This is a genomic window from Streptomyces sp. NPDC044063, from assembly GCF_056434285.1.
Genome location: NZ_JBWKFM010000004.1, coordinates 142,656 through 161,509, shown reverse-complemented (window position 1 = coordinate 161,509; position 18,854 = coordinate 142,656). Strand labels below are relative to the sequence as shown.

18 protein-coding genes and 1 riboswitch are annotated in these 18,854 nt (G+C 75.2%); of the genes, 12 read left to right on the top strand and 6 right to left on the bottom strand.

All coding sequences use genetic code 11. The annotated features are described in order from the left end of the window. Positions 1 to 14: 14 nt before the first annotated feature. Positions 15 to 596 (bottom strand): hypothetical protein, encoded by a 582-nt coding sequence (locus tag AC07BS_RS07555; RefSeq protein ID WP_478930830.1) that lies wholly within the window; start codon positions 594 to 596, stop codon positions 15 to 17. Between the two features lie 265 nt (positions 597 to 861). Between AC07BS_RS07555 and AC07BS_RS07550 the strand changes: the two genes are divergently transcribed. Then, positions 862 to 1,278: a YchJ family protein gene (locus AC07BS_RS07550; protein WP_478647334.1), complete on the top strand. Its 417-nt coding sequence runs from the start codon at positions 862 to 864 to the stop codon at positions 1,276 to 1,278. Between the two features lie 45 nt (positions 1,279 to 1,323). Here AC07BS_RS07550 and AC07BS_RS07545 read toward each other — a convergent pair whose 3' ends face one another. After that, positions 1,324 to 2,520 carry an ABC transporter substrate-binding protein gene (locus AC07BS_RS07545; RefSeq protein WP_478647336.1) on the bottom strand — a complete coding sequence of 399 codons (1,197 nt, stop codon included), beginning with the start codon at positions 2,518 to 2,520 and terminating at the stop codon, positions 1,324 to 1,326. Positions 2,521 to 3,155: 635 nt separating this feature from the next. Between AC07BS_RS07545 and AC07BS_RS07540 the strand changes: the two genes are divergently transcribed. The 9 genes from AC07BS_RS07540 (at position 3,156) to AC07BS_RS07500 (ending at position 13,586) form a co-directional block, all read left to right on the top strand. Beyond that, positions 3,156 to 5,315 (top strand): hypothetical protein, encoded by a 2,160-nt coding sequence (locus AC07BS_RS07540; RefSeq protein WP_478930827.1) that lies wholly within the window; start codon positions 3,156 to 3,158, stop codon positions 5,313 to 5,315. 66 nt (positions 5,316 to 5,381) lie between these two features. Beyond that, complete coding sequence (gene pelF / locus AC07BS_RS07535; RefSeq protein WP_478930825.1) at positions 5,382 to 6,899, top strand: GT4 family glycosyltransferase PelF; 1,518 nt, start codon at positions 5,382 to 5,384, stop codon at positions 6,897 to 6,899. Then, positions 6,896 to 8,341, top strand: a complete 1,446-nt coding sequence (locus tag AC07BS_RS07530; RefSeq protein ID WP_478930823.1) for a hypothetical protein — start codon at positions 6,896 to 6,898, stop codon at positions 8,339 to 8,341. Before pelF ends, AC07BS_RS07530 begins: the two co-directional genes overlap by 4 nt. A gap of 78 nt (positions 8,342 to 8,419) precedes the next feature. Further along, positions 8,420 to 9,421, top strand: a complete 1,002-nt coding sequence (locus AC07BS_RS07525) for a GDP-mannose 4,6-dehydratase (RefSeq protein ID WP_478647342.1) — start codon at positions 8,420 to 8,422, stop codon at positions 9,419 to 9,421. Positions 9,422 to 9,463: 42 nt separating this feature from the next. After that, positions 9,464 to 10,177: a nucleotidyltransferase family protein gene (locus tag AC07BS_RS07520; protein ID WP_478930821.1), complete on the top strand. Its 714-nt coding sequence runs from the start codon at positions 9,464 to 9,466 to the stop codon at positions 10,175 to 10,177. A 9-nt stretch (positions 10,178 to 10,186) separates the two neighbouring features. Next, on the top strand, positions 10,187 to 11,104 hold the full coding sequence (locus tag AC07BS_RS07515; protein WP_478930819.1) for an NAD-dependent epimerase/dehydratase family protein: 918 nt from the start codon (positions 10,187 to 10,189) through the stop codon (positions 11,102 to 11,104). Then, entirely contained in the window at positions 11,101 to 11,808 is a 708-nt protein-coding gene (locus AC07BS_RS07510) for a spherulation-specific family 4 protein (RefSeq protein WP_478647345.1), read from the top strand. The genes AC07BS_RS07515 and AC07BS_RS07510 overlap by 4 nt, the downstream gene beginning before the upstream one ends. A 152-nt stretch (positions 11,809 to 11,960) precedes the next feature. Continuing rightward, positions 11,961 to 12,710, top strand: coding sequence for an endo alpha-1,4 polygalactosaminidase (locus tag AC07BS_RS07505; RefSeq protein WP_478930987.1), 750 nt, complete (start codon positions 11,961 to 11,963; stop codon positions 12,708 to 12,710). 246 nt (positions 12,711 to 12,956) lie between these two features. Next, positions 12,957 to 13,109, top strand: a riboswitch (cyclic di-AMP (ydaO/yuaA leader). Positions 13,110 to 13,112: 3 nt separating this feature from the next. After that, positions 13,113 to 13,586: a C40 family peptidase gene (locus AC07BS_RS07500; RefSeq protein ID WP_478647346.1), complete on the top strand. Its 474-nt coding sequence runs from the start codon at positions 13,113 to 13,115 to the stop codon at positions 13,584 to 13,586. 96 nt (positions 13,587 to 13,682) lie between these two features. Here AC07BS_RS07500 and AC07BS_RS07495 read toward each other — a convergent pair whose 3' ends face one another. From AC07BS_RS07495 to AC07BS_RS07485, 3 genes are all read right to left on the bottom strand, one after another. Then, positions 13,683 to 14,615 carry an NADP-dependent oxidoreductase gene (locus tag AC07BS_RS07495; protein ID WP_478930816.1) on the bottom strand — a complete coding sequence of 311 codons (933 nt, stop codon included), beginning with the start codon at positions 14,613 to 14,615 and terminating at the stop codon, positions 13,683 to 13,685. Between the two features lie 100 nt (positions 14,616 to 14,715). Continuing rightward, positions 14,716 to 15,246, bottom strand: coding sequence for an SRPBCC family protein (locus AC07BS_RS07490; RefSeq protein WP_478647348.1), 531 nt, complete (start codon positions 15,244 to 15,246; stop codon positions 14,716 to 14,718). Positions 15,247 to 15,274: 28 nt separating this feature from the next. Further along, the gene (locus tag AC07BS_RS07485; protein WP_478647350.1) at positions 15,275 to 16,066 is read right to left on the bottom strand and encodes a 2OG-Fe dioxygenase family protein; all 792 of its coding nucleotides are present in this window, start codon (positions 16,064 to 16,066) and stop codon (positions 15,275 to 15,277) included. Between the two features lie 115 nt (positions 16,067 to 16,181). On the opposite strand from AC07BS_RS07485, the gene AC07BS_RS07480 reads away from it, so the two are divergent. Then, positions 16,182 to 16,937: a DUF2334 domain-containing protein gene (locus AC07BS_RS07480; protein ID WP_478647351.1), complete on the top strand. Its 756-nt coding sequence runs from the start codon at positions 16,182 to 16,184 to the stop codon at positions 16,935 to 16,937. Further along, a complete protein-coding gene (locus tag AC07BS_RS07475) occupies positions 16,934 to 18,148 on the top strand; it encodes a glycosyltransferase (RefSeq protein ID WP_478930813.1) in 1,215 nt (404 codons plus the stop codon). Before AC07BS_RS07480 ends, AC07BS_RS07475 begins: the two co-directional genes overlap by 4 nt. Here AC07BS_RS07475 and AC07BS_RS07470 read toward each other — a convergent pair. Further along, the gene (locus tag AC07BS_RS07470; protein ID WP_478930811.1) at positions 18,090 to 18,851 is read right to left on the bottom strand and encodes a CbtA family protein; all 762 of its coding nucleotides are present in this window, start codon (positions 18,849 to 18,851) and stop codon (positions 18,090 to 18,092) included. The genes AC07BS_RS07475 and AC07BS_RS07470 overlap by 59 nt on opposite strands. Positions 18,852 to 18,854 lie beyond the last annotated feature (3 nt).

Here is an 18,854-nt window from a genome sequence, read left to right as displayed (position 1 = left end):
GCGGGGCCGTGCGGTTACGGCGTGTCCTCGACCGGCGTGTCCTCGACCGGCGTGTCCTCGACCGGCAGGGGCAGCTGCGGCGGGTCGGTGACCGGGAGCTGCGGCGGGTTCGGGACGGGGACGGGCAGCGGCGGCGGGTCGTTCGTCAGCTGCGGCACCGAGTCCAGCAGGGCCTGGAGGTCGGCGACGACCATGGCGACGAGCTCGCCGATCCGCGCGGAGTCCTGCGTCGTGATCGCGTCGAGCAGGTCGCCGACGTCCTTGAGCAGCTTGTCCAGTTGCGCGGTGACGTCGTCGACGGGGTCCTTCGCGCGGGTGCGCGCCCGGACGTCCGCCAGCAGGCGGTCCGACGCCGCGGTGAGCCGTCGCCGCAGGTCCTCCAGGAGCCGGGTGTCGGGCGTCCGGGACCTGGCCTCGCGGCTGATCCGGGAGGCGAGGGAGACGGTCTCGTCCAGACTCGCCAGGCGCTCCCCCTGCCCTGTGCCGGGCACGGGGTCCGGGACCTGTCCGGCGGCGAGGGCGGGGCCGGCCAGGCCCAGGGTGAGCGAGCCGGATATGAGGGCCGCGGCCACGGCGGTGAGCTTGTGCGTGCGCATGCGGTGGACTCCTTCACGGACGCCTGTGGCGGGATGCGACCACCGTCCGACGGCCCCCGGGGCGTCGCAACCGGCCGCCCGGAGGGGCAGGGCCCCGCGCGCGGACCGGCGCGACGGCGGTGACCTGGGCGTTTCCCGGCGGCAGGCGGAGCCGTCCGGGAGGCCGGGGCCGTGCGGCCGAAAGGGTCGCGGGGGCGGGACACGCCCCGGGCCCGGCCATGACCCGGTGTCCGGCACGTCGCCGGGCGGAGGGCAGAATCGGGGGATGTCCAAGAGAAGCCCCCGCCGGCGGCCGGCGATCACGCCCGGCTCGCCCTGCCCCTGCGGCCTCGACGCCCCGTACGGGGAGTGCTGCGGCGCCCTCCACGCGGGCCGGGCCCAGGCCCCCACCGCCGAACGCCTGATGCGCTCCCGCTACAGCGCCTTCGCCGCCGGCGACACCGCCTACCTCCTGCGCACCTGGCACTCCACCACCCGGCCGGCCCGTCTCGACCTCGACGCCGGCGTCCGCTGGACGGGCCTGGAGATCCTCGCCACCTCGGGCGGCACGGCCTTCCACACCGAGGGCACGGTGGAGTTCCGCGCCCACTGCGTCATCGACGGCGAGGCGGACGAACAGCACGAGCTCAGCCGCTTCGTCCGCGAGGACGGGGCCTGGGTGTACGTGGACGCGGTCCGCTAGAGATCTCCGGGGGTCCCTGGGGATCCATGGAGATCCAATGGAGATCTAAAGGCCGATCGTCAGCTCCGCGTCCACCGCGACGCGTGGCAGCGCCGTGTTGGTGACCAGCGCGAGCTCCGGTGCGCGGTCGCGGCGGCGGCGCCACTGACCGCCGATCAGGGGCAGCAGCGCGATGGTGGGGGCGGGTCCGGCGGTGAAGTCGACGAGGCCCGCGACCGTCTCCAGCCGGGTGCGGCCCAGGGCCGCCGCCACCGCGAACCGGTCCGCCGGGTCGGCGGCGGTGGCCAGGGCGTGGGCCGCCACCTCCAGCAAAGCGTGGGCCGGGCCGAGTGGCTGGGTCCAGGGCCGGCCCGTGGCGCGCCGGTAGTCGTGGGCCAGCCGCTCGGCGGTGGTGCCGTCCAGCGAGGAACGGAAGGGGTGCCGGGGCGTCCAGTAGACGAGCGTGGCGATCCGGATGTTCTTCAGGACCTCGCCGCCGGCGCCCTCGGGCGGCCAGGTCAGCCAGCGCGAGCAGGTGATGAGCCGGGGCCGCAGCCCGGCCTCGGCGGCCTGGCGGTGGAAGAGCGCCAGGTCCTCGGCCGTGGCCGCGCCAGTGACGATCTCGGCCCCCGCCTCGCGGAAGCGGCGGACGTGGGCGGCGAAGCAGGTCGCCGGCTCGCGATAGCCGCCCGGGTCGACGAGGGTGTGCCCGCGCGCGGCCGCGACGGGCGCGAAGCCGTGCCGGGGGTGCCGCAGCAGCCGGCCCTGCGGGCCGTCGTTCCACAGACAACCGACCGTCCGGCCGGAACCGACGCGTTCCCACATCTCGGCGAAGAGCGTCGCAATGTCGTCCAACCCCCAGGCGAAGTGATACGTCCACCGGAACGCCCGCGCGGGCGGTCCGGCCCCCCGGCCGTGGACGTAGGCGTGCCAGGGGAAGGCCGTGGAGACGCACGGGATGCCGAGGACCTCACAGGCCTCGGCCACCGCCGGCAGGGCCGCGCTGCCGTCCATCGCCACGACCATTCCGGCGCCCTCGTCGCGCACCAGCTCGGCGACGGCCCGCCGCGCCCCGTCGGGGTCGGACCGGCTGTCCCGCCTGGTCAGACGGATGGGACGGCGGTCCGTGCCGTCGGTGCCGCGCGCCAGGCGGGGCGCGAGCCGGTCCATCGCATAGGCCAGCGGCTCGCCGAGCCGGGCCAGCCGGCCCGTCCTCGGTACGACCGCGCCGATGCACAATCCGTCCGTCCGGCGTGCCGCCACCCGTACCCCTCCGTTACCCCTGCGTCCGACGATCGTTTCGGTATCAACCTCCCCTTCGCACAATCTGGTTGACACCCGACACCCCCGACCCGGAAGGGTGATTACGCACCCGTGAGCAGTGCCGTTGCCGGGAAGCGCATGATGCACCTGGCATATCGGACAGCCATGATCAGGCCGATCTCGGGACGGCGGGGCGACGCGGAGCGGGGCGCGATCGTCCGGACCGTACGACCCGCGGAACGTCGTATACAGAAGTTGACACAGGTCACGTGAGCGATGGCCGCACATCCGCACCGATCGCGCCGATCGGCGGGGCCCCTGGGGCGGTACGCGTTTCGGCCATGGTTTCACCGGCGGTGGCGGTCTCCTGTCCGGTGCGCCCGGCGCGGCCTCCGGGCATGCCGCACTATATGGCTGAGCGGTCGGGAGGCAGTGACTGTCGCCCGAGGCCGAGGCACCGACGTGCCCCGGAGTCCGCGTCATCCCGCGTGGCCGGGTGGGGAGTCCGGCCGCCGCAGGGCCGACCGCGGGGATCGATTCGATGTGCGCCGGCGTCCGTCGCGACGCCGTGCGCACGTGTCTTGGGGAACGACCGCGCGTCCCACGCGCGGCTTCGAGTCCTGGGGGGAGAAGGCATGGGGCGTACGACACGCCTGGTCGCGGCATGGGCCGCGGCCGTTCTGCTGGCGATGACGCTGCCGGCGGCGGGGGCCGCCGCGGCGGACGCCGTACCGCGCGTCGACCTGCGTGTGCTCGTCGTCGACGACGGCGGGCCGGCCGTCGCGGCGATCCGCGACGAACTCGACACCTCGGGGACCCCGTACACCCGCGTCGACCTGGGCGATCCCGGGCGCGCGAAGGTGGAAACGGGGTTCCTCTCCGACACCGTGGCCGGGGCGCCCCGGGCGAAGTTCCAGGGCGTCGTACTGCCCAACGACAACCCGTTCGGGACCGGTTCGGCCGAGGCGACCGCCCTCGCGGACTACGAGAAACGATTCGGCATACGGCAGGTGGACGCCTACACCCTCGCCCGGCCCGCCGTGGGCCTGAACACCGGCTGGGCGGGCTCCCTGGACGGGCAGACCGCCCAGGTGACCGCCGCCGGAGCGGCCGGCCCGTTCGGCTACCTGCGCCGGAGCGTCCCGTTCGAGGACAACGACAGCGCGGTCGGCGAGAGTTACGGCTACCTCGCCGCGCCGCTGGACCAGCAGGCCGACGGGGCGGTGTTCACCTCCTACGTGGACGCGCCCGTGCCCGGCGGCTCCGGACGCGGCTCGCTGGTCGGCCAGTACACCCACGACGGCCGCAGCGAACTGGTGATCACGTTCGTCTACAACCACTACCAGAGCCAGTTCCGGCTGCTCGCGCGCGGCATCGTCGAGTGGCTCACCCAGGGCGTCCACCTGGGGGCGGCCCGCAACTACTTCGCCCTGCACGTCGACGACGTCCTCGGCTCGGACGACCGCTGGGACTCCGTGCTCAACTGCACCCCCGGTGACATCGACTGCCCGCCGGGCAGCCCCGAGAACGACCCGATCCGGATGACCGCCGCCGACGCCCAGCACGCCGTCCAGTGGCAGAAGGACCACGGCCTGACCCTCGACCTGGCCTTCAACGGCGGCGGCAGCGAGGCCCACAAGGAGGCGCACGGCGGGGCCGACCCGCTCGCCCGGCAACTGATCGCCGACCAGGGCTCCTTCCGCTGGATCAACCACACCTACAACCACCCGTTCATGGGCTGCGTCCAGGACACCTCCACCGTGCCGTGGAAGTGCGCCACCGACGCCCTGGGCAGGATCCGCTGGTACAGCGGCGCGGAGATCGCCGCCCAGGTGAACGACAACCGTTCCTGGGCCGCCCGCCAGGGCCTGGCCCTGGACAAGGACGAGCTGGTCACCGGTGAGCACTCCGGGCTGCGGACCCTTCCGCAGCAGCGGGACGACAACCCGGAGCTGGCCCCCGCCCTCACCCTGACCCAGGTGGCCTGGCTGGCCAGCGACACCTCGCGCGAGCGCGAACAGCGCCGGATCGGCCCCTCGCTGACCGTGCCCCGCTACCCCATGAACGTCTTCTACAACGTGGGCCGGACGGCCGAGCAGGTCGACGAGTACAACTGGCTCTACACCCGTAGGTCCGACGGCGGCAGCGGCTTCTGCGAGAACTCCTCCACCACCACCTGCCTGAAGGAGCCGCTGTCCCGCACCACCGGCTTCGCCGACTACATCGTGCCGCTGGAGAGCCGGATCGCCATGGGCCACGTGCTCGCCAACGACCCGCGCCCGCACTTCATCCACCAGTCCAACCTCTCCGAGGAGCGCATCGGCTACCAGCCGGTGGAGCGGCTGCTGGCCGACTACCGGAACCTGTTCGCCGACAACACCCCGCTGGTCAACCTCCGCATGCGCGACATCGGCACCGAGCTGCGCAAGCGCGCCGCCTGGACCGACGCGGTCAGGTCCGGCGAGGTCAGCGCCTTCAGGGTGGGCGACGGCATCGCCGTCACCGCCCCCGCCGGCGTGGACGTCACCGCCACCCTCCCGTCGGGCACCGTCCAGGTGCGCGCCACCGGCAGGATCGCCTTCGGCACCGCCTACGCCGGGCTGCGCTCCGGCTGGGCGACCCCCGACGCCGGTCGGGACACCGTCGTACTGGCCCTGCCCGCCGACACCCCGGCCGCACCCCGCCCGCTCTCCGGCAAGGCGGCCCGGGTGCAGGACCCCGCGTCCGCGCTCCCGGTGCCCGAGGGCGTCGGTCACCGGATCCCCTACGGCCCCGGCGACACCGTCCGACGCTGAGCCGGCCCGTACCTCCGTGCTGACCCGCCCCGTCGCCGCACCCTCTTGTGGAGAGAACAGACTCACATGCACGGACCGTCCGCCTTACCGGCGTCCGCCACGCCCACGGTGACCCTGCTCACCGAGGGGACCTACCCGCACAGTCACGGCGGGGTGAGCGTCTGGTGCGACCAGCTCGTCCAGGGCATGCCCGACGTCGACTTCCGCGTCATAGCCGTCACCGGCACCGGCCGGGAACCACTCGCCTGGCAACTCCCCCGCCACGTCCGGCGGGTGGACACCGTCCCCCTGTGGGGCCCGCCGCCCGCCGGCCGGGCCCCCCGCGGCAGACCGCTGCGCCGCTTCCTCACCTGCTACGAGACCTTCCTGCTGGCCCTCCTCGACCCGGCCAGGGAGCAGCTCTTCGCCCGTTCCTTCTACCGGCTGGCCGAACACGCCACCGAGGGCACCCTCTTCGCCGCCCTGCGCGGCGAGGAGGCGGTGCGCCGGCTCGTCCGGGTCTGGAACCGCCCCGGGCTCGCCACCGCCGCCGCGCGTCCCACGCTCCACGACGCGCTGACCGCCACCGACCTCCTGGAGCACGCCCTGCGCCCGCTCGCCGCGCGGCCCCCCGCCGAGGGGATCACCCACGCGGTCAGCGGCGGCCTCGCCACGCTGCCCGGGCTGGTCGCCCACCACCGCCACGGCACGCCGTTCCTGCTCACCGAGCACGGCGTCTACCTGCGCGAGCGCTACCTCGGCTTCCGCGCCGAGCCCTACCGCTGGCCGGTCAAGGCCCTGATGCTGGGGCTGTTCCGGGCCCTGGCCCGGGAGAGCTACCGGTGCGCGGCGCTCGTCACCCCCGGCAACCGCTACAACCGCCGGTGGGAGGAGCACGGCGGCACGCCCGCCGACCGGATCCGCACCGTCTACAACGGCGTCGACCCCGCCGCGTTCCCGCCCGCCGGGCCCGAGCCCGAGGTGCCCACGCTGAGCTGGGCCGGGCGGGTCGACCCCATCAAGGGCCTGGACACGCTCATCCGCGCCTTCGCGCTGGTCCGCGCCGAGATCCCCGACGCCCGGCTGCGCCTCTTCGGCGGCACCCCGCGCGGCGGGGAGGGTTACCGCACCGCCTGCGAGGGCCTGGCGGCCGAACTCGGGGTGGGGGACGCCGTGGTCTTCGAGGGCCGCGTCGACGACATCCGCGACGCCTACGCGGCCGGGAACGTCGTGATGCTCTCCAGCATCAGCGAGGGCTTCCCCTTCACCCTGATCGAGGCCATGTCCTGCGGCCGGGCCACCGTCTCCACCGACGTGGGGGGCGTCCGCGAGGCGGTGGGCGAGTGCGGGCTGGTCGTACCGCCGCGCGATCCGGAGAGCATGGCCCGGGCCGCGCTGACCCTGCTGCGGGACCCGGCCCTGCGGGCCCGGACGGGCGAGGCCGCCCGGCTTCGGGTGGTCGAGCGGTTCACCCTCCGGCAGACCATCACCGCCTTCCGCGACATTTACCACGACCTGGCCCGCCCGCGGCAGCCGCGGCCCGCCGGCGTCCCGGCCGCCCGGCCCGCTCCCGTCATGGCCCTGGCCGCGGGGAGCGCGGGATGAGCGGACTGCTGCGCCTGCTGCCGGACGAACCCGAGCCGGCCCACGAACTGGCGGACGCGCCGGTGGCCGTGCGCCACCGGCCGCGCTGGGCCGCCGACCCGGTCGACGACCTCGCCCAGGAACTGGCCGCCGTCTGCGCGGCGGCCGTCCACCCCGACGAGATCGCCGCCGTGCTGGAGGCCGACGGGCTGACGGGCGAGCAGATCGCCGAGCGTTACGGGCGGGCCGACGCCTTCGAGCTCGCGGCCGAGCTGTTCGCCCGCGTCCCGCGCGGCCATCCCGAGCCGGAACCGGCCCCCGATCCCTGGAAGGTGCGGCCCGGCCGGTTCCTGCTCCGCTCGCTGGTGTTCACCCTGCCGGGCTTCGGCTACACCCTCGGCGCCCCGCTGATGGAGGGCGGCCGGGACCACTTCGGGCTGCCCGCCGGCACCGGGGCGCTCATCGCCTCCGCGCTGGTGGCCTGGGCCTGGAACCAGGCCCTCGCCCACCGCGCGTACCTGGCGCTGGCGTCGGGCGGCCGTGGCGCGGCCGCCCGCCGCCTCGCCGCGGGGGCCCCGCCGGGCGTCCTGCTCGCCACGGGCGCGGCGGTCGCCCTCCCGGCTCCGCCGGGGGCGCTCGCCTTCGCGGCCGGCCAGGTGCTGTACCTGGCGGCGGCCACCGCGCTGCTGGTGCTCGGCCGGGAGCGGTTCCTGCTGCTCGCGCTCCTGCCGACCGCCGCCGGCGGCGCGGCGGCGGTGCTCGCCCGGCCGCCGGCCCCGGTGGGCGCGGCGCTGCTGCTCGCCACGGCCGGGGGCGCGCTGCTCGCGGCGGGGTGGGAGATCGTACGGGCCCGCCGGGCGGACGGCGGGGCGGCGGGCGCGCCGCCGCTGGCGGCCTCCGTCCCGTACGGCCTGTTCGGCCTGGGCTGCGGGGTGCTCACGACGATCGCGGCGCTCGGCGACGTGCTCGTCCACCGCCCCGGCGGCACCGGCGGGTCCGCCGTCCTGGCCCTCACCCTCAGCATGGGCGTCGCCGAATGGCTGCTGTTCCGCTGCCGGGGGCTGGCCCTGGCCGCGCTCGGCGCCTCGACCGGCACCCGGGGGCTGCTGCTGCGGGTGGGCCGGGTGCTCGCCCTGTGCGTCGCCGGGTACCTCGCGGCCCTGACCGTCCTCACCCTGGCCGTCGAGGCCCTGTGGCCGGGCGGGCCGCCGCTGTCGGCACCGCGTCTGACGGCCCTGCTGGCGCTGGGGGCGGTGCTGTGGACCGGGCTGCTCCTCCAGGCCTACGGCATCGCCTGGCTGCCGGCGCTGCTCTGTCTGGGTGCCGCCGGTGCGGAGACCGCCGCCCTCGTGCTGCGGATCTCCGTCCCGGCCACCGATCAGCTGGTGGTGTGCGCGGGAGCCGCCGCCGGGCTGCTGGCCGCGGCCACCGTGCTGCTCGGGCGGATCACCGCCCACCGCTGAACCGCCGCATGTCCCCGCTTTTCACCCGTCCCCGCACCCCGCTCATTCACTCCAGAGAAACGCAAGAGGAGACCGCTCATGTCCGCTCCCTCGCTCGTCGCCGTCACCGGAGCCGAAGGGTTCATCGGGTCCCACCTGGTCGAGGCGCTCGTCGCCGACGGCCACCGGGTGCGCGCGATGGTGCAGTACAACTCCTTCTCGTCGTTCGGCTGGCTGGAGGACCTGCCCGCCGACGTGCTCGACCACGTCGAGGTCGTCCTCGGCGACGTCCGCGACCCGGGCTCGGTCACCGGCCTGGTGACCGGCGCCGAGACCGTCTACCACCTGGCCGCGCTGATCGCGATCCCGTACTCCTACCGGGCCCCGCACAGCTACGTCGAGACCAACGTCACCGGCACCCTCAACGTCCTGGAGGCCGTGCGCCACCTGAGCGTCCCGCGCCTGGTGCACACCTCCACCAGCGAGACGTACGGCACGGCGCGGACGGTGCCGATCACCGAGGACCACCCCATCAACACCCAGTCCCCGTACGCCGCGTCCAAGGCGGGCGGGGACCGGCTGGCCGACAGCTACCACGCCAGTTTCGGCCTCCCCGTGGTCACCCTGCGCCCCTTCAACACCTTCGGTCCGCGCCAGTCGATGCGTGCGGTGATCCCCACCGTCATCGGCCAGGTGGCGGCCGGGCAGCGCGAGATCACCCTGGGCGACCTGCGGCCCACCCGTGACTTCAGCTACGTCAAGGACACCGTGGCGGCCTTCCGGGCGGCCGGCACCGCGCCCGCCGACGCCGTCGTCGGCCGCACCTTCAACTCCGGTACCGGCGAGGAGATCTCGGTGGGCGACCTCGTCACGCTCATCGGCAAGATCATGGACGCCGAGCTGCGCGTCACCGAGGACGCCCAGCGCGTGCGGCCCGCCAACTCCGAGGTGATGCGGCTGGTCGCGGACGCCTCACGGCTGCGGGCCGCCACCGGCTGGGCCCCGGCGCACAGCCTGGAGGAGGGACTGCGCGAGACCGTCGCGTTCTTCCGCGACCCGGCGAACCTGGCCCGGTACAAGACCGGCATCTACAACGTCTGACGTCCACCCCGACCCACGCGGCACACGAGAGGAACGGCACCCATGCACGCAGTCATCCTGGCCGGAGGCAAGGGCGTCCGGCTGCGCCCCTACACCACCGCGCTGCCCAAGCCCCTGGTGCCCATCGGCGACCAGCACGCCATCCTCGAGATCGTCATGCGCCAGCTGGCCGGCGCCGGGTTCACCAGCTGCACCCTGGCCATCGGCCACCTCGGCCACATCATCCGCGCCTATGTCGGCGACGGCTCGCAGTGGGGCCTGACCGTCGACTACACCACCGAGGAGAGCCCCCTGGGCACCATGGGGCCGCTGCTCACCATGGCCGACCGGCTGCCCGAGCACTTCCTCGTCATGAACGGCGACATCCTCACCGACCTCGACTTCGGCGCCGTCCTCGGCGAGCACATCGCCTCCGGCGCGCCGCTGACCATCGCCACCTACGCCCGTACCGTGAACATCGACTTCGGGGTGCTGACCACCGACTCCGGCCGGGTCGTGGGCTTCGCGGAGAAGCCGAGCATGGACTACCGCGTCTCCATGGGGGTCTACGGTGTCTCCCGGAGCGCCCTGACGCGCTACACCCCCGGGCTCCCCCTCGGCTTCGACGAGCTGGTGCTCGACCTGCTCCAGGCCCGGACCCCGCCGAACGCCTACGAGTTCGACGGCTACTGGCTCGACATCGGGCGCCCCGACGACTACGACCGGGCCAACGCCGAGTTCTCCGTCCGCCGTGACCTGCTGATGAAGGGTGCGTGAGGCGCCCCCATGCGCGTTCTCGTACTGGGTGCCACCGGCTTCCTGGGCCGGCACGCCGCCGACCGCCTGCGTGCCCTTCGGGGCGCGCGGGTGCTCCGCGGCGGCCGGGGACCGGACGCCGATGTGCCCGTCGACCTGGCCCCGGCCGACCCGGAGGCCCTCACGGCGGCGCTGCGCGCGGCCGCCCCCGACGCCGTCGTCAACTGCGTGGGCGCGGTCGGCGGCGCCGCCCCGGCGCTGACCGCCCTCAACGCCCACGGCCCGGCCGTGCTCTGCGAGGCCCTGCGCCGCGCGGCGCCGGACGCCCGGCTGGTGCACCTGGGCTCCGCCGGCGAGTACGGGCCGCCGGACGACCGCCGCCCGGTCGGCGAGGCGCACCCGGCCCGCCCACCGGGCCTGTACGGCGCCACCAAGCTGGCCGGCACCCTGGCGGTGACCGGCTCCGGCCTGGACGCCGTGGTGCTACGGGTGTTCAACCCCGTGGGGCCCGGCGCCCCGGCCGCCTCGCTGCCCGGCCGGCTGGCCGCCGAGCTGCGCGCGGCGGGCCCCGGCGACCGGGTGCGCACCGGCGACCTGTCCGCCCACCGGGACTTCGTCGACGCGCGGGACGTGGCCGAGGCCGTCGCCCTCGCCGTCACCACGCCCCGGCCGCTGCCCGGCGTCCTCAACATCGGCAGCGGCACGGCCCGCCCGGTCCGCGACGTCGCCGAGTGCCTGCTGCGGGCCGCCGGGTACCGGGGGCCGGTGGCGGACCGCGTGGCCGAGGACGGCGACGCCTCGCCGCGCTCGGCTGCCGTGCCCTGGATCCGGGCGGACATCACCGCCGCCGGGCGCGCCCTGGACTGGACCCCCCGCCGCACGCTGGAGGACTCCCTGGCCGACCTGTGGGCCGCCGCCGGCGGGCCCGCCGCGGGGTCCCCGCGATGAGCGGCGCCACGGGCGGTACGCCGCCGGACGACGGGCAGCGGCTGCTCGTACCGCTGTACGTCCATCCGGCGGTGGGGCCGGAGGAGTGGGCGGCGCTGCTCCGGGTGGCGCCGCGGCTGTACGGCGTGGTGCTCAACGCGGCCGACGGGCCGGGCACCCGGCCCGATCCCGCCTTCCGGGCCGCGGCGGACCGGCTGCGGGAGGCGGGGGTGCGGCTGCTCGGCTACGTCGACACCGGATACGGCCGCCGCCCGGCGCGCGCGGTGGTGGCCGACGTCCGCCGGCACCGCCGGTGGTACGGCGTGGACGGGGTCTTCCTCGACCAAGTACCGGAGGGTGCCGGTCCGTTGCCGCGCTACCGCCGTCTGGTGACGGCGGCCCGGGTGCTGGGCGCGCGGACGGTGGTGCTCAATCCGGGGACGCATCCCGACCCCGGCTACGCGGCGCTGGCCGACCTGCTGGTGACCTTCGAGGGCCCCTTCGAGGCGTACCGGCGGGCCCGGGTGCCCGACTGGACCGCCGACCACCCGCCCGGCCGCTTCTGCCACCTGGTCCACGGGGTGCCGGGGGACGGCGCCGGGCTCGTGGCCCGTACGGCCGGGGCGCGCGGCGCCGGGGTGCACTGCGCGGTGCCGGGGACGGGGGCCAACCCCTGGCGGTGCGTGCCCCTGGAGCCGGCCGGGCCGGCGGGAGGCGTGCGGTGAGCGGGCGTCCGGTGCGGCGGCGCCCCGGGTGGGGGCGGCGGGCCGGCGCGGGGGCGGCCGTCGTGCTGCTGATGCTGGCCGGCTGTTCGTCCGGGTCCGGCGGTGACGAGGACGACGGGGGCGGCGAGGACCGGGAGGCGCCCACCGACCGGATGTCGGCGCCGCCCTCGCCCGGCGGCACACCGTCCCGGCCGGCGGCGGGGCGCTGGCAGCCCCGGCCGGGCACCCGCTGGCAGTGGCAGCTCGGCGGACGGGTGGACACCTCGGTGGACGTACCCGTCTACGACATCGACGGGTTCGAGAACTCGGCCGCCACGGTCGCGGAGTTGCACGCCCGGGGCCGCAAGGTGATCTGCTACCTCAACGCCGGGGCGTGGGAGGACTTCCGCCCCGACAAGGGCAGGTTCCCGCGGGCGGTGCTGGGGCGGAACAACAAGGGCTGGGACGGCGAGAAGTGGCTGGACATCCGCCGGCTCGACGTCCTGCGGCCCATCATGGCGGCGCGCGTCGACATGTGCCGGCAGAAGGGGTTCGACGCGGTCGAGCCGGACCTGACGGAGGGGTTCCGCAACTCCACCGGTTTTCCGCTGACGGCCGCGCACCAGCTGGCGTTCAACCGGATGCTGGCGGAGCTGGCGCACGAACGGGGCATGGCCGTGGGGCTGAAGAACGACCTGGAGCAGATCCCCGAGCTCGTCCGCGATTTCGACTTCGCGGTGAACGAGCAGTGCGCGCAGTACGACGAGTGTGAGAAGCTGACGCCCTTCGTCAAACGGAACAAAGCGGTCTTCCATGTCGAATACGAACTTCCGCCGGCCGACTTCTGCGCCACGAGCAAGCGGCTCGGCCTGAGTTCGATGAAGAAGAACCTCGACCTCGACGCCTGGCGCCGGCCCTGCTGACGGCATCCGCGGAGGCTTTCGTTCCAATGCTTCGACCGCCCCTTCCGGCAAGGGTTTACCGCCAGTTCGGCGGGGGCGGAAAAGCCGTGGTTCCGGCTTTGCGCCCGAAGTGAAGAAGTTCACAGATGGCCGTTTCGGCACCGGAATCCGGCGACTCATGGTGCAGGATCTCTCACCGAACACAAGATCCCGTCACCCAGGCGGGCCACCCGGGCGGACGCCGAGTCCTGCCGCCGCACCGGGTGCGGATTCGATTTGATGGATCGGCAGGAGCGGGAGACCCAAGCGGTACGAACCACGAGGTCGGTGGTTCTAGGGGTGAAGCCACATCCGTGGCCGGGCAACTTCGCGGCCCGAACCCGACAGGTCATCTTTCGCAGGCGGATGTCGAAGGGCTCAGTCATGTCTGCGCTGCCTCGAATACCCGCGCTCGCCAAGCGGGCCGGTACCGCGTCCGTCCTGACCGCCGCCACCCTGGCGGCATCGGTGCTGGTCCCCGGACTGGCCACGGACGCGTCCGCCGCCACCGCCGGCGAGCAGGCTCTGAAGGTCGCGGCCTCGAAGAAGGGCTCCCCCTACCAGTGGGGCGCCTCCGGTCCCAACCGGTTCGACTGCTCGGGCCTGACGCAGTACTCGTTCAAGAAGGTCGGCAAGTCGCTCCCGCGCGTCGCCTCCGACCAGTACAACAAGACCCGTCACATCTCCGGCGGCTCCCGCCAGGTGGGCGACCTCGTGTTCTTCCACTCCGGCAGCAACGTCTACCACGTGGGGATCTACGCGGGTAGCAACAAGATCTGGCACGCTCCCAAGCCCGGCACCACCGTCCGACTGGAGAAGATCTGGACCAGCAGCGTCTGGTACGGACGCGTCAAGTAGTCAAGTAGTCGAGCGGTCCCGCCGTCCGTCCCGTGCCCGGCACGCGCCCCGCGTGCCGGGCACGGCCGGTTCCCGGCCCGGAACGGGCGGTACCGCTCAGGCCACCGCCAGCACGATCTTGCCCGTCAGATGGCCGTGCTCGCTGGCCCGGTGCGCCTCGGCGGCCTCCGGCAGCCGGTAGACCCGGTGGATGGGGAGCTGGAGGATGCCCGCCTCGTGCAGCGCGAGGGCGGCGGCGAGGGCGGGCACGGGGTTGCTCGCGGGGGCGCCGGAGCTGAAGTGGGCGCCGTGCCGGCGGGCGCCCTCGGCGTCGGCGATGCTCACCACCCGCTCCGGGGAGCCGATGAGCTCCACCGACACTCCCACCGCGTCGCCCTTCCCCACCGCGTCCAGCGCCGCGTCCACCCCTTCGGGCACCGCCTCGCGCACCCGGTCGGCCAGCCCCTCCCCGTAGGCCACCGGGATCGCGCCCAGGCCCCGCAGGTACTCGTGGTTGAACGCGCTGGCCGTGCCGACCACCCGGACGTCCCGGGCCCGGGCGAACTGCACCATCAGGGTCCCCACGCCCCCGGCCGCCCCGTGCACGAGCAGGGTCTCGCCCTCCGCCGGGGCCAGCAGGTTCAGCGCCCGCCAGGCCGTCTCGGCGGCCACGGGCAGCGCGGCCGCCTCCTCCCACGGCAGGGAGAGCGGCTTGACCGTCAGCTCGTCGGCCGAGGCCAGGGCCTGTTCGGCGTAGGCGCCGGTGACCGTGCGACCGAGGACCGCGTCCCCGGCCGCCACCCCCACCACGTCCTCCCCCACGGCCTCCACCACGCCCGCGGCCTCCAGCCCGGGCACGTGCGGGAAGGCGACGGGGAACACCCCGGCCATCGCACCGCTGCGGATCTTGTGGTCGATGGGGTTGACGCCGGCGCACCGCACGCCGATCCGCACCTGCCCGGGCCCGGGCAGCGGCAGGTCGATGTCGGTGAGCCGGAGCACATCGGCGGAGCCGTAGGAGCTGAAGGCGACGGCCTTGGTCTTGGTCATGGAATCACCTTCACCGAAAATCGGGCTTTTCCCTACCAGACTGGCCGTTCCGGCCGGATACCGCGCCCGAACTCCGTACGGGCGGCGCGCCGGGCGTACGTCAGGAGCGGCCCTCGGCGAGCGCCTTGATCCCCTCCAGGGTGGACCGTATGCCCGCCCGGAGCCCGTCGAGCCGTCCGGCGAGGATGGCCTCCTCCTTGTCCGGCATGCGGTCGAACGCGAGGTGGAGGCCGGAGCGGCCCGGACCGAGCAGGGCGGAGTGCCGCAGCAGGGTGCCGTCCCCCTCGGGCTGGAGTTCGAACGTCCAGGTGGCCATGGGGCGCGCCGGGTCGGCGGGGCCGCCCCCGTACCGCCCGTCGGCGTCCGTCACCGCCCAGGAGAAGACCCGCTCCCGCTCCAGCGCGACGACGTGGGAGACGGTCCGCCACTCCCCCAGCACCGGGTTCTCGTTGTAACCGACGAAGGTCGCGCCGAGCACGGCCTCCGTCGCGCCGTCGAGCCACTCCGCGCGCCGCAGCTCGGGGCTGAAGCGGGCCGGCAGCCCGATGTCGGTGACCAGCTTCCAGAGCTCGGCCGGTGCCGTCTCTACGTGGATCTTCTCGTGAACCTCGGGACCGTCCGCGAAACGCATGTGTCCTCCTCCGTACGGGATGTCGTGATCAAGTCTGCACGGCGTCCCGTCCGTTGGAGCGGCCGCCCCCGTCCTGGGCGGTACCGCCCGGGAAGAAGTCGACCAGCAGCATGTCCCGCACGGCCCGGCGGGCGCCCGGCGCGGGCCGCACCGGCGAGACCCCGTGGAGGACACGGCGGTCGTCGAGGAGGATCGTCTCCAGCGGCACGGCGAGCGAGGCCCGGTGCACGGGCCGCCGCTCCGGGTCGTACAGGCACGACTCGGCGCCCGCCACCCCCTCGCGCCGGATGAGTACCTGTGCCACATAGCTGTGCCCGTCCCGGTGGACGCCCTCGGGCGTCGGATGGCCGTCGGCGCCGGCGGTGGCGGTCACCCGGATCTGGTGGACGCCGCACGCGTCGATGTCCGCGCGCGGCCCGGGCAGATGCTCCCGGAGCGCGCCGACCAGGGCGCGCAGCACGGGCCCGCGGGCCACGGCCTCGTCGAGCGGCGCGAACTCCCGTCGTACGCCGCCGTGGAGCGGGTTGACGTCGCGGTCCTGGACGAACGGCGCGTGCGGCAGCGGCTCCAGGGCGTCGCCGGCGAGCCGGAACCGGCCGTAGCGGCGGAAGCGGTAGGGCGTGGCACGGTCCAGATGGGCGTCGGCGGGCAGGTCGTCCCAGGACGCGGTGAACGCCGTCACCGCGTCGCGGGGTATGAACGCCAGCGCGGCGGCGAGCAGCCCGGGACCGTGGTGGGAGAAGGGCGGCGGGGCCGGGGACGCGGTGGTTCCGACTGCGGTTCCGACTGGGCCTGCGGCCGCGACGAGCCTGCGGGACATGGTGGTTCCCCCGTATTCCATGTGCTGGTGGCTCCACCGTACCCGGCGGTTCCCGGCTCCGGTCCGTTCATGCCGCGTACACCGGACGTCCGTCGGCGGGCGGGACGCTGGGCCGGTGAGCGCTGTCCTCGTGGTGTCGGTGCACGACGTGGCCCCCTGGAGTTCCGGGGCGTGCCGGCGCTGGCTCGCCGACCTCGACGCGCGCGGGGTGCCCGCGACGCTGCTGCTGGTCCCGGGCGCCTGGCGCGGTCCGGCACTGGCCGGGGACACCGCCCTGGTGCGGTGGGCGCACGCGGCCCGGGAGCGGGGGCACGAGCTCGCGCTGCACGGCTGGGAGCACCGGGCGGTGCCCGGCGGGTCGCCGGGACGGCGGCTGGCGGACGCGGTGCTGGCCCGGGGCTGCGCCGAGTTCGGCGCGCTGGACGAACGGGCGGCGCGCGCCCGGCTGGAGCGCGGCCTCGCGGCGCTGGCGTCGGTGGGCATCGTGCCGTGCGGCTTCACCCCGCCCGGGTGGCTCGCCTCGCCGGGCACGCTGGCGGCGCTGCGCGGCCTCGGGCTGGACTACACGACGAGCCACCTGGAGGTGCGCGACCTGCGGACCGGGGCACGGCACCGGATGCCCGCGCTGTCGCACCGGCCGGGCGGCCTCGGTGAACGGGCGGGCGCCGCGCTGATGCGCGGGGCCGCGCGGCACTGGTCCGCGCGCGGCCGGCCGTTCCGCGTCGCGCTGCACCCGGCGGACCTGGCGCGCCCCGGGCTGCGCGAGGCCGCGCTGGCCGCCGTCGACGCGGCGCTCGCCGCCGGGGCCCGCCCCCGCACCTACGCCCGTCTGGTCCGGGCCCGGCGGGAGGCCGCCGGGGGCACGGGGTGAGGATCGTCCAGCTCGCCAACTTCTACGGCCCGGTCTCGGGCGGTCTGCGCACCACGCTGGACGCGCTGGGCCGGGGCTACGCGGCGGCGGGCCACGACCGGGTGCTGATCGTCCCCGGCCGCCGGTACGGATGGACGCGGGACGGCGGCGAGGGGCTGCGGGTGACGGTGCCGGGGGTGCGGGTGGGCGGCGGCTACCGGCTGGTGCTCGCGCCCGACGCCCTGCGCGCGCTGCGGCGGCTGCTGGCACGGCTGGCGCCCGACGCGCTGGAGGTCTCGGACAAGCTGACGCTGGTGCGGACGGCGGCCTGGGCACGGGCCCGGGGCGTACGGACCGTGCTGCTCTCCCACGAGCGGCTCGACGCGATCCTGGCGCCCCGGGTGCCGGGCGGGCTGCCGCTGGAGCGGGCGGCCGACGCCTGGAACCGGCGGCTGGCCCCGGCGTTCGACGCCGTGGTCGCCGCGTCCGCCTTCGCCTGCGCGGAGTTCGCCCGGCTCGACGCGCCATTGGCGCTGCACCAAGTGCCGCTCGGGGTGGACCTGGAGGTCTTCACCGGGGTCCGCGCCCCGGACGGGCCGCGGGACGGCGGCGTACGCCTGGTGTACGCGGGGCGGTTGTCGGCGGAGAAGGCGCCGCGGCTGCCGCTGGAGACGCTGCGGATGCTGCGCGCGCGGGGTACGGCCGCCCGGCTGGACGTGCTGGGCGACGGACCGGAGCGCGGGCGGCTGGCGCGGCGGGCGGCGGCGGCCGGGCTGCCGGTGCGCTTCCACGGTCATGTGGCCGGCCGGCGGGCCGTGGCGGCGCTCGTCGGGCGGGCGGACGTGGCGCTGGTGCCGTGCCCGGTGGAGTCGTTCGGGCTGGCGGCGCTGGAGGCGCTGGCCTGCGGGACGCCGGTGGTGGCGGTGGACCGGGGCGCGGCACGGGAGTTGGTGGTGCCGGGCGCCGGGGCCGTGGCACCCGCCGGGTGCCCGGAGGGGATGGCGGACGCGGTCCTCCGGCTGCTGCGCCGGCCGGAGTCCGTACGACGGGCGGCGGCGCGGGCCCGGGCGGAGGAGTTCCCGTGGGCGCGGACGGTGGAACGGATGCTGGCCGTGCACGCGAACGCCGGGCGGGCCGTGACCGGCCCGCCCGGCGTCCAGGACGGAGACTCCGTCAGTTCGCGGCCGCCGCGGCCTCCGGACGCGGCTCCCGGGCCGCGGACCTCGGCGTGAGCAGCCGCTCCGCGAACTCGCCGAAGATCAGGCCGAAGCCGGTCCACAGGACGAGTTCGACGGCGAGGGAGGACAGCCGGAACTGCCAGAGCAGCGTGGCCGGGAAGCCCTCGGGGACGTTCTCGCCGGACGGCAGGAACGCGTAGGCCAGCCCGACCGCCACCACCAGGGCCGCGCCGGCCGCGACGGTGGCGTACCAGTTGCCCAGGCGCGGCGCGAGGCGCCGGCCGAGGATGACCGCGGCCCCGGTGAGCAGCACACTGAGCGCGATCATCAGGAAGAACAGCGCGGTGCGCTGGTCGAGGGTGTCGGGGTCGCCGACGGCCGGCGGGTTGGCCGGGTACTTCAGGAACGGCACCAGGAAGACCGCCACGAAGGCGCCCAGGGCGACGAGCGCGGCGGTGGCGCGGGGGCCGAAGCGGCCCACGCGGCCCAGGGCGACGCAGAACACCAGCGCGGCGATGCCGCCCAGTGCCACGCCGTAGACCAGGATGCCGGTGGCGAGGCCGGCGGTGGACTGCAGCGCGCGGCTGACCAGTTCCACGCCGTCGCCGTGGTCGTGGCTGTGCGCCTCCTCGAACGCGATGGCCGCGTCGACGTGGCGTTCGCCCAGGAGATAGGCGGTGAGGAGGGCGAGCGCGCCGGTGGCCAGGCCGGCGAGCATGCCCCGGACGAGCAGGGCTCTGACGGATACGCGGTTCATCGG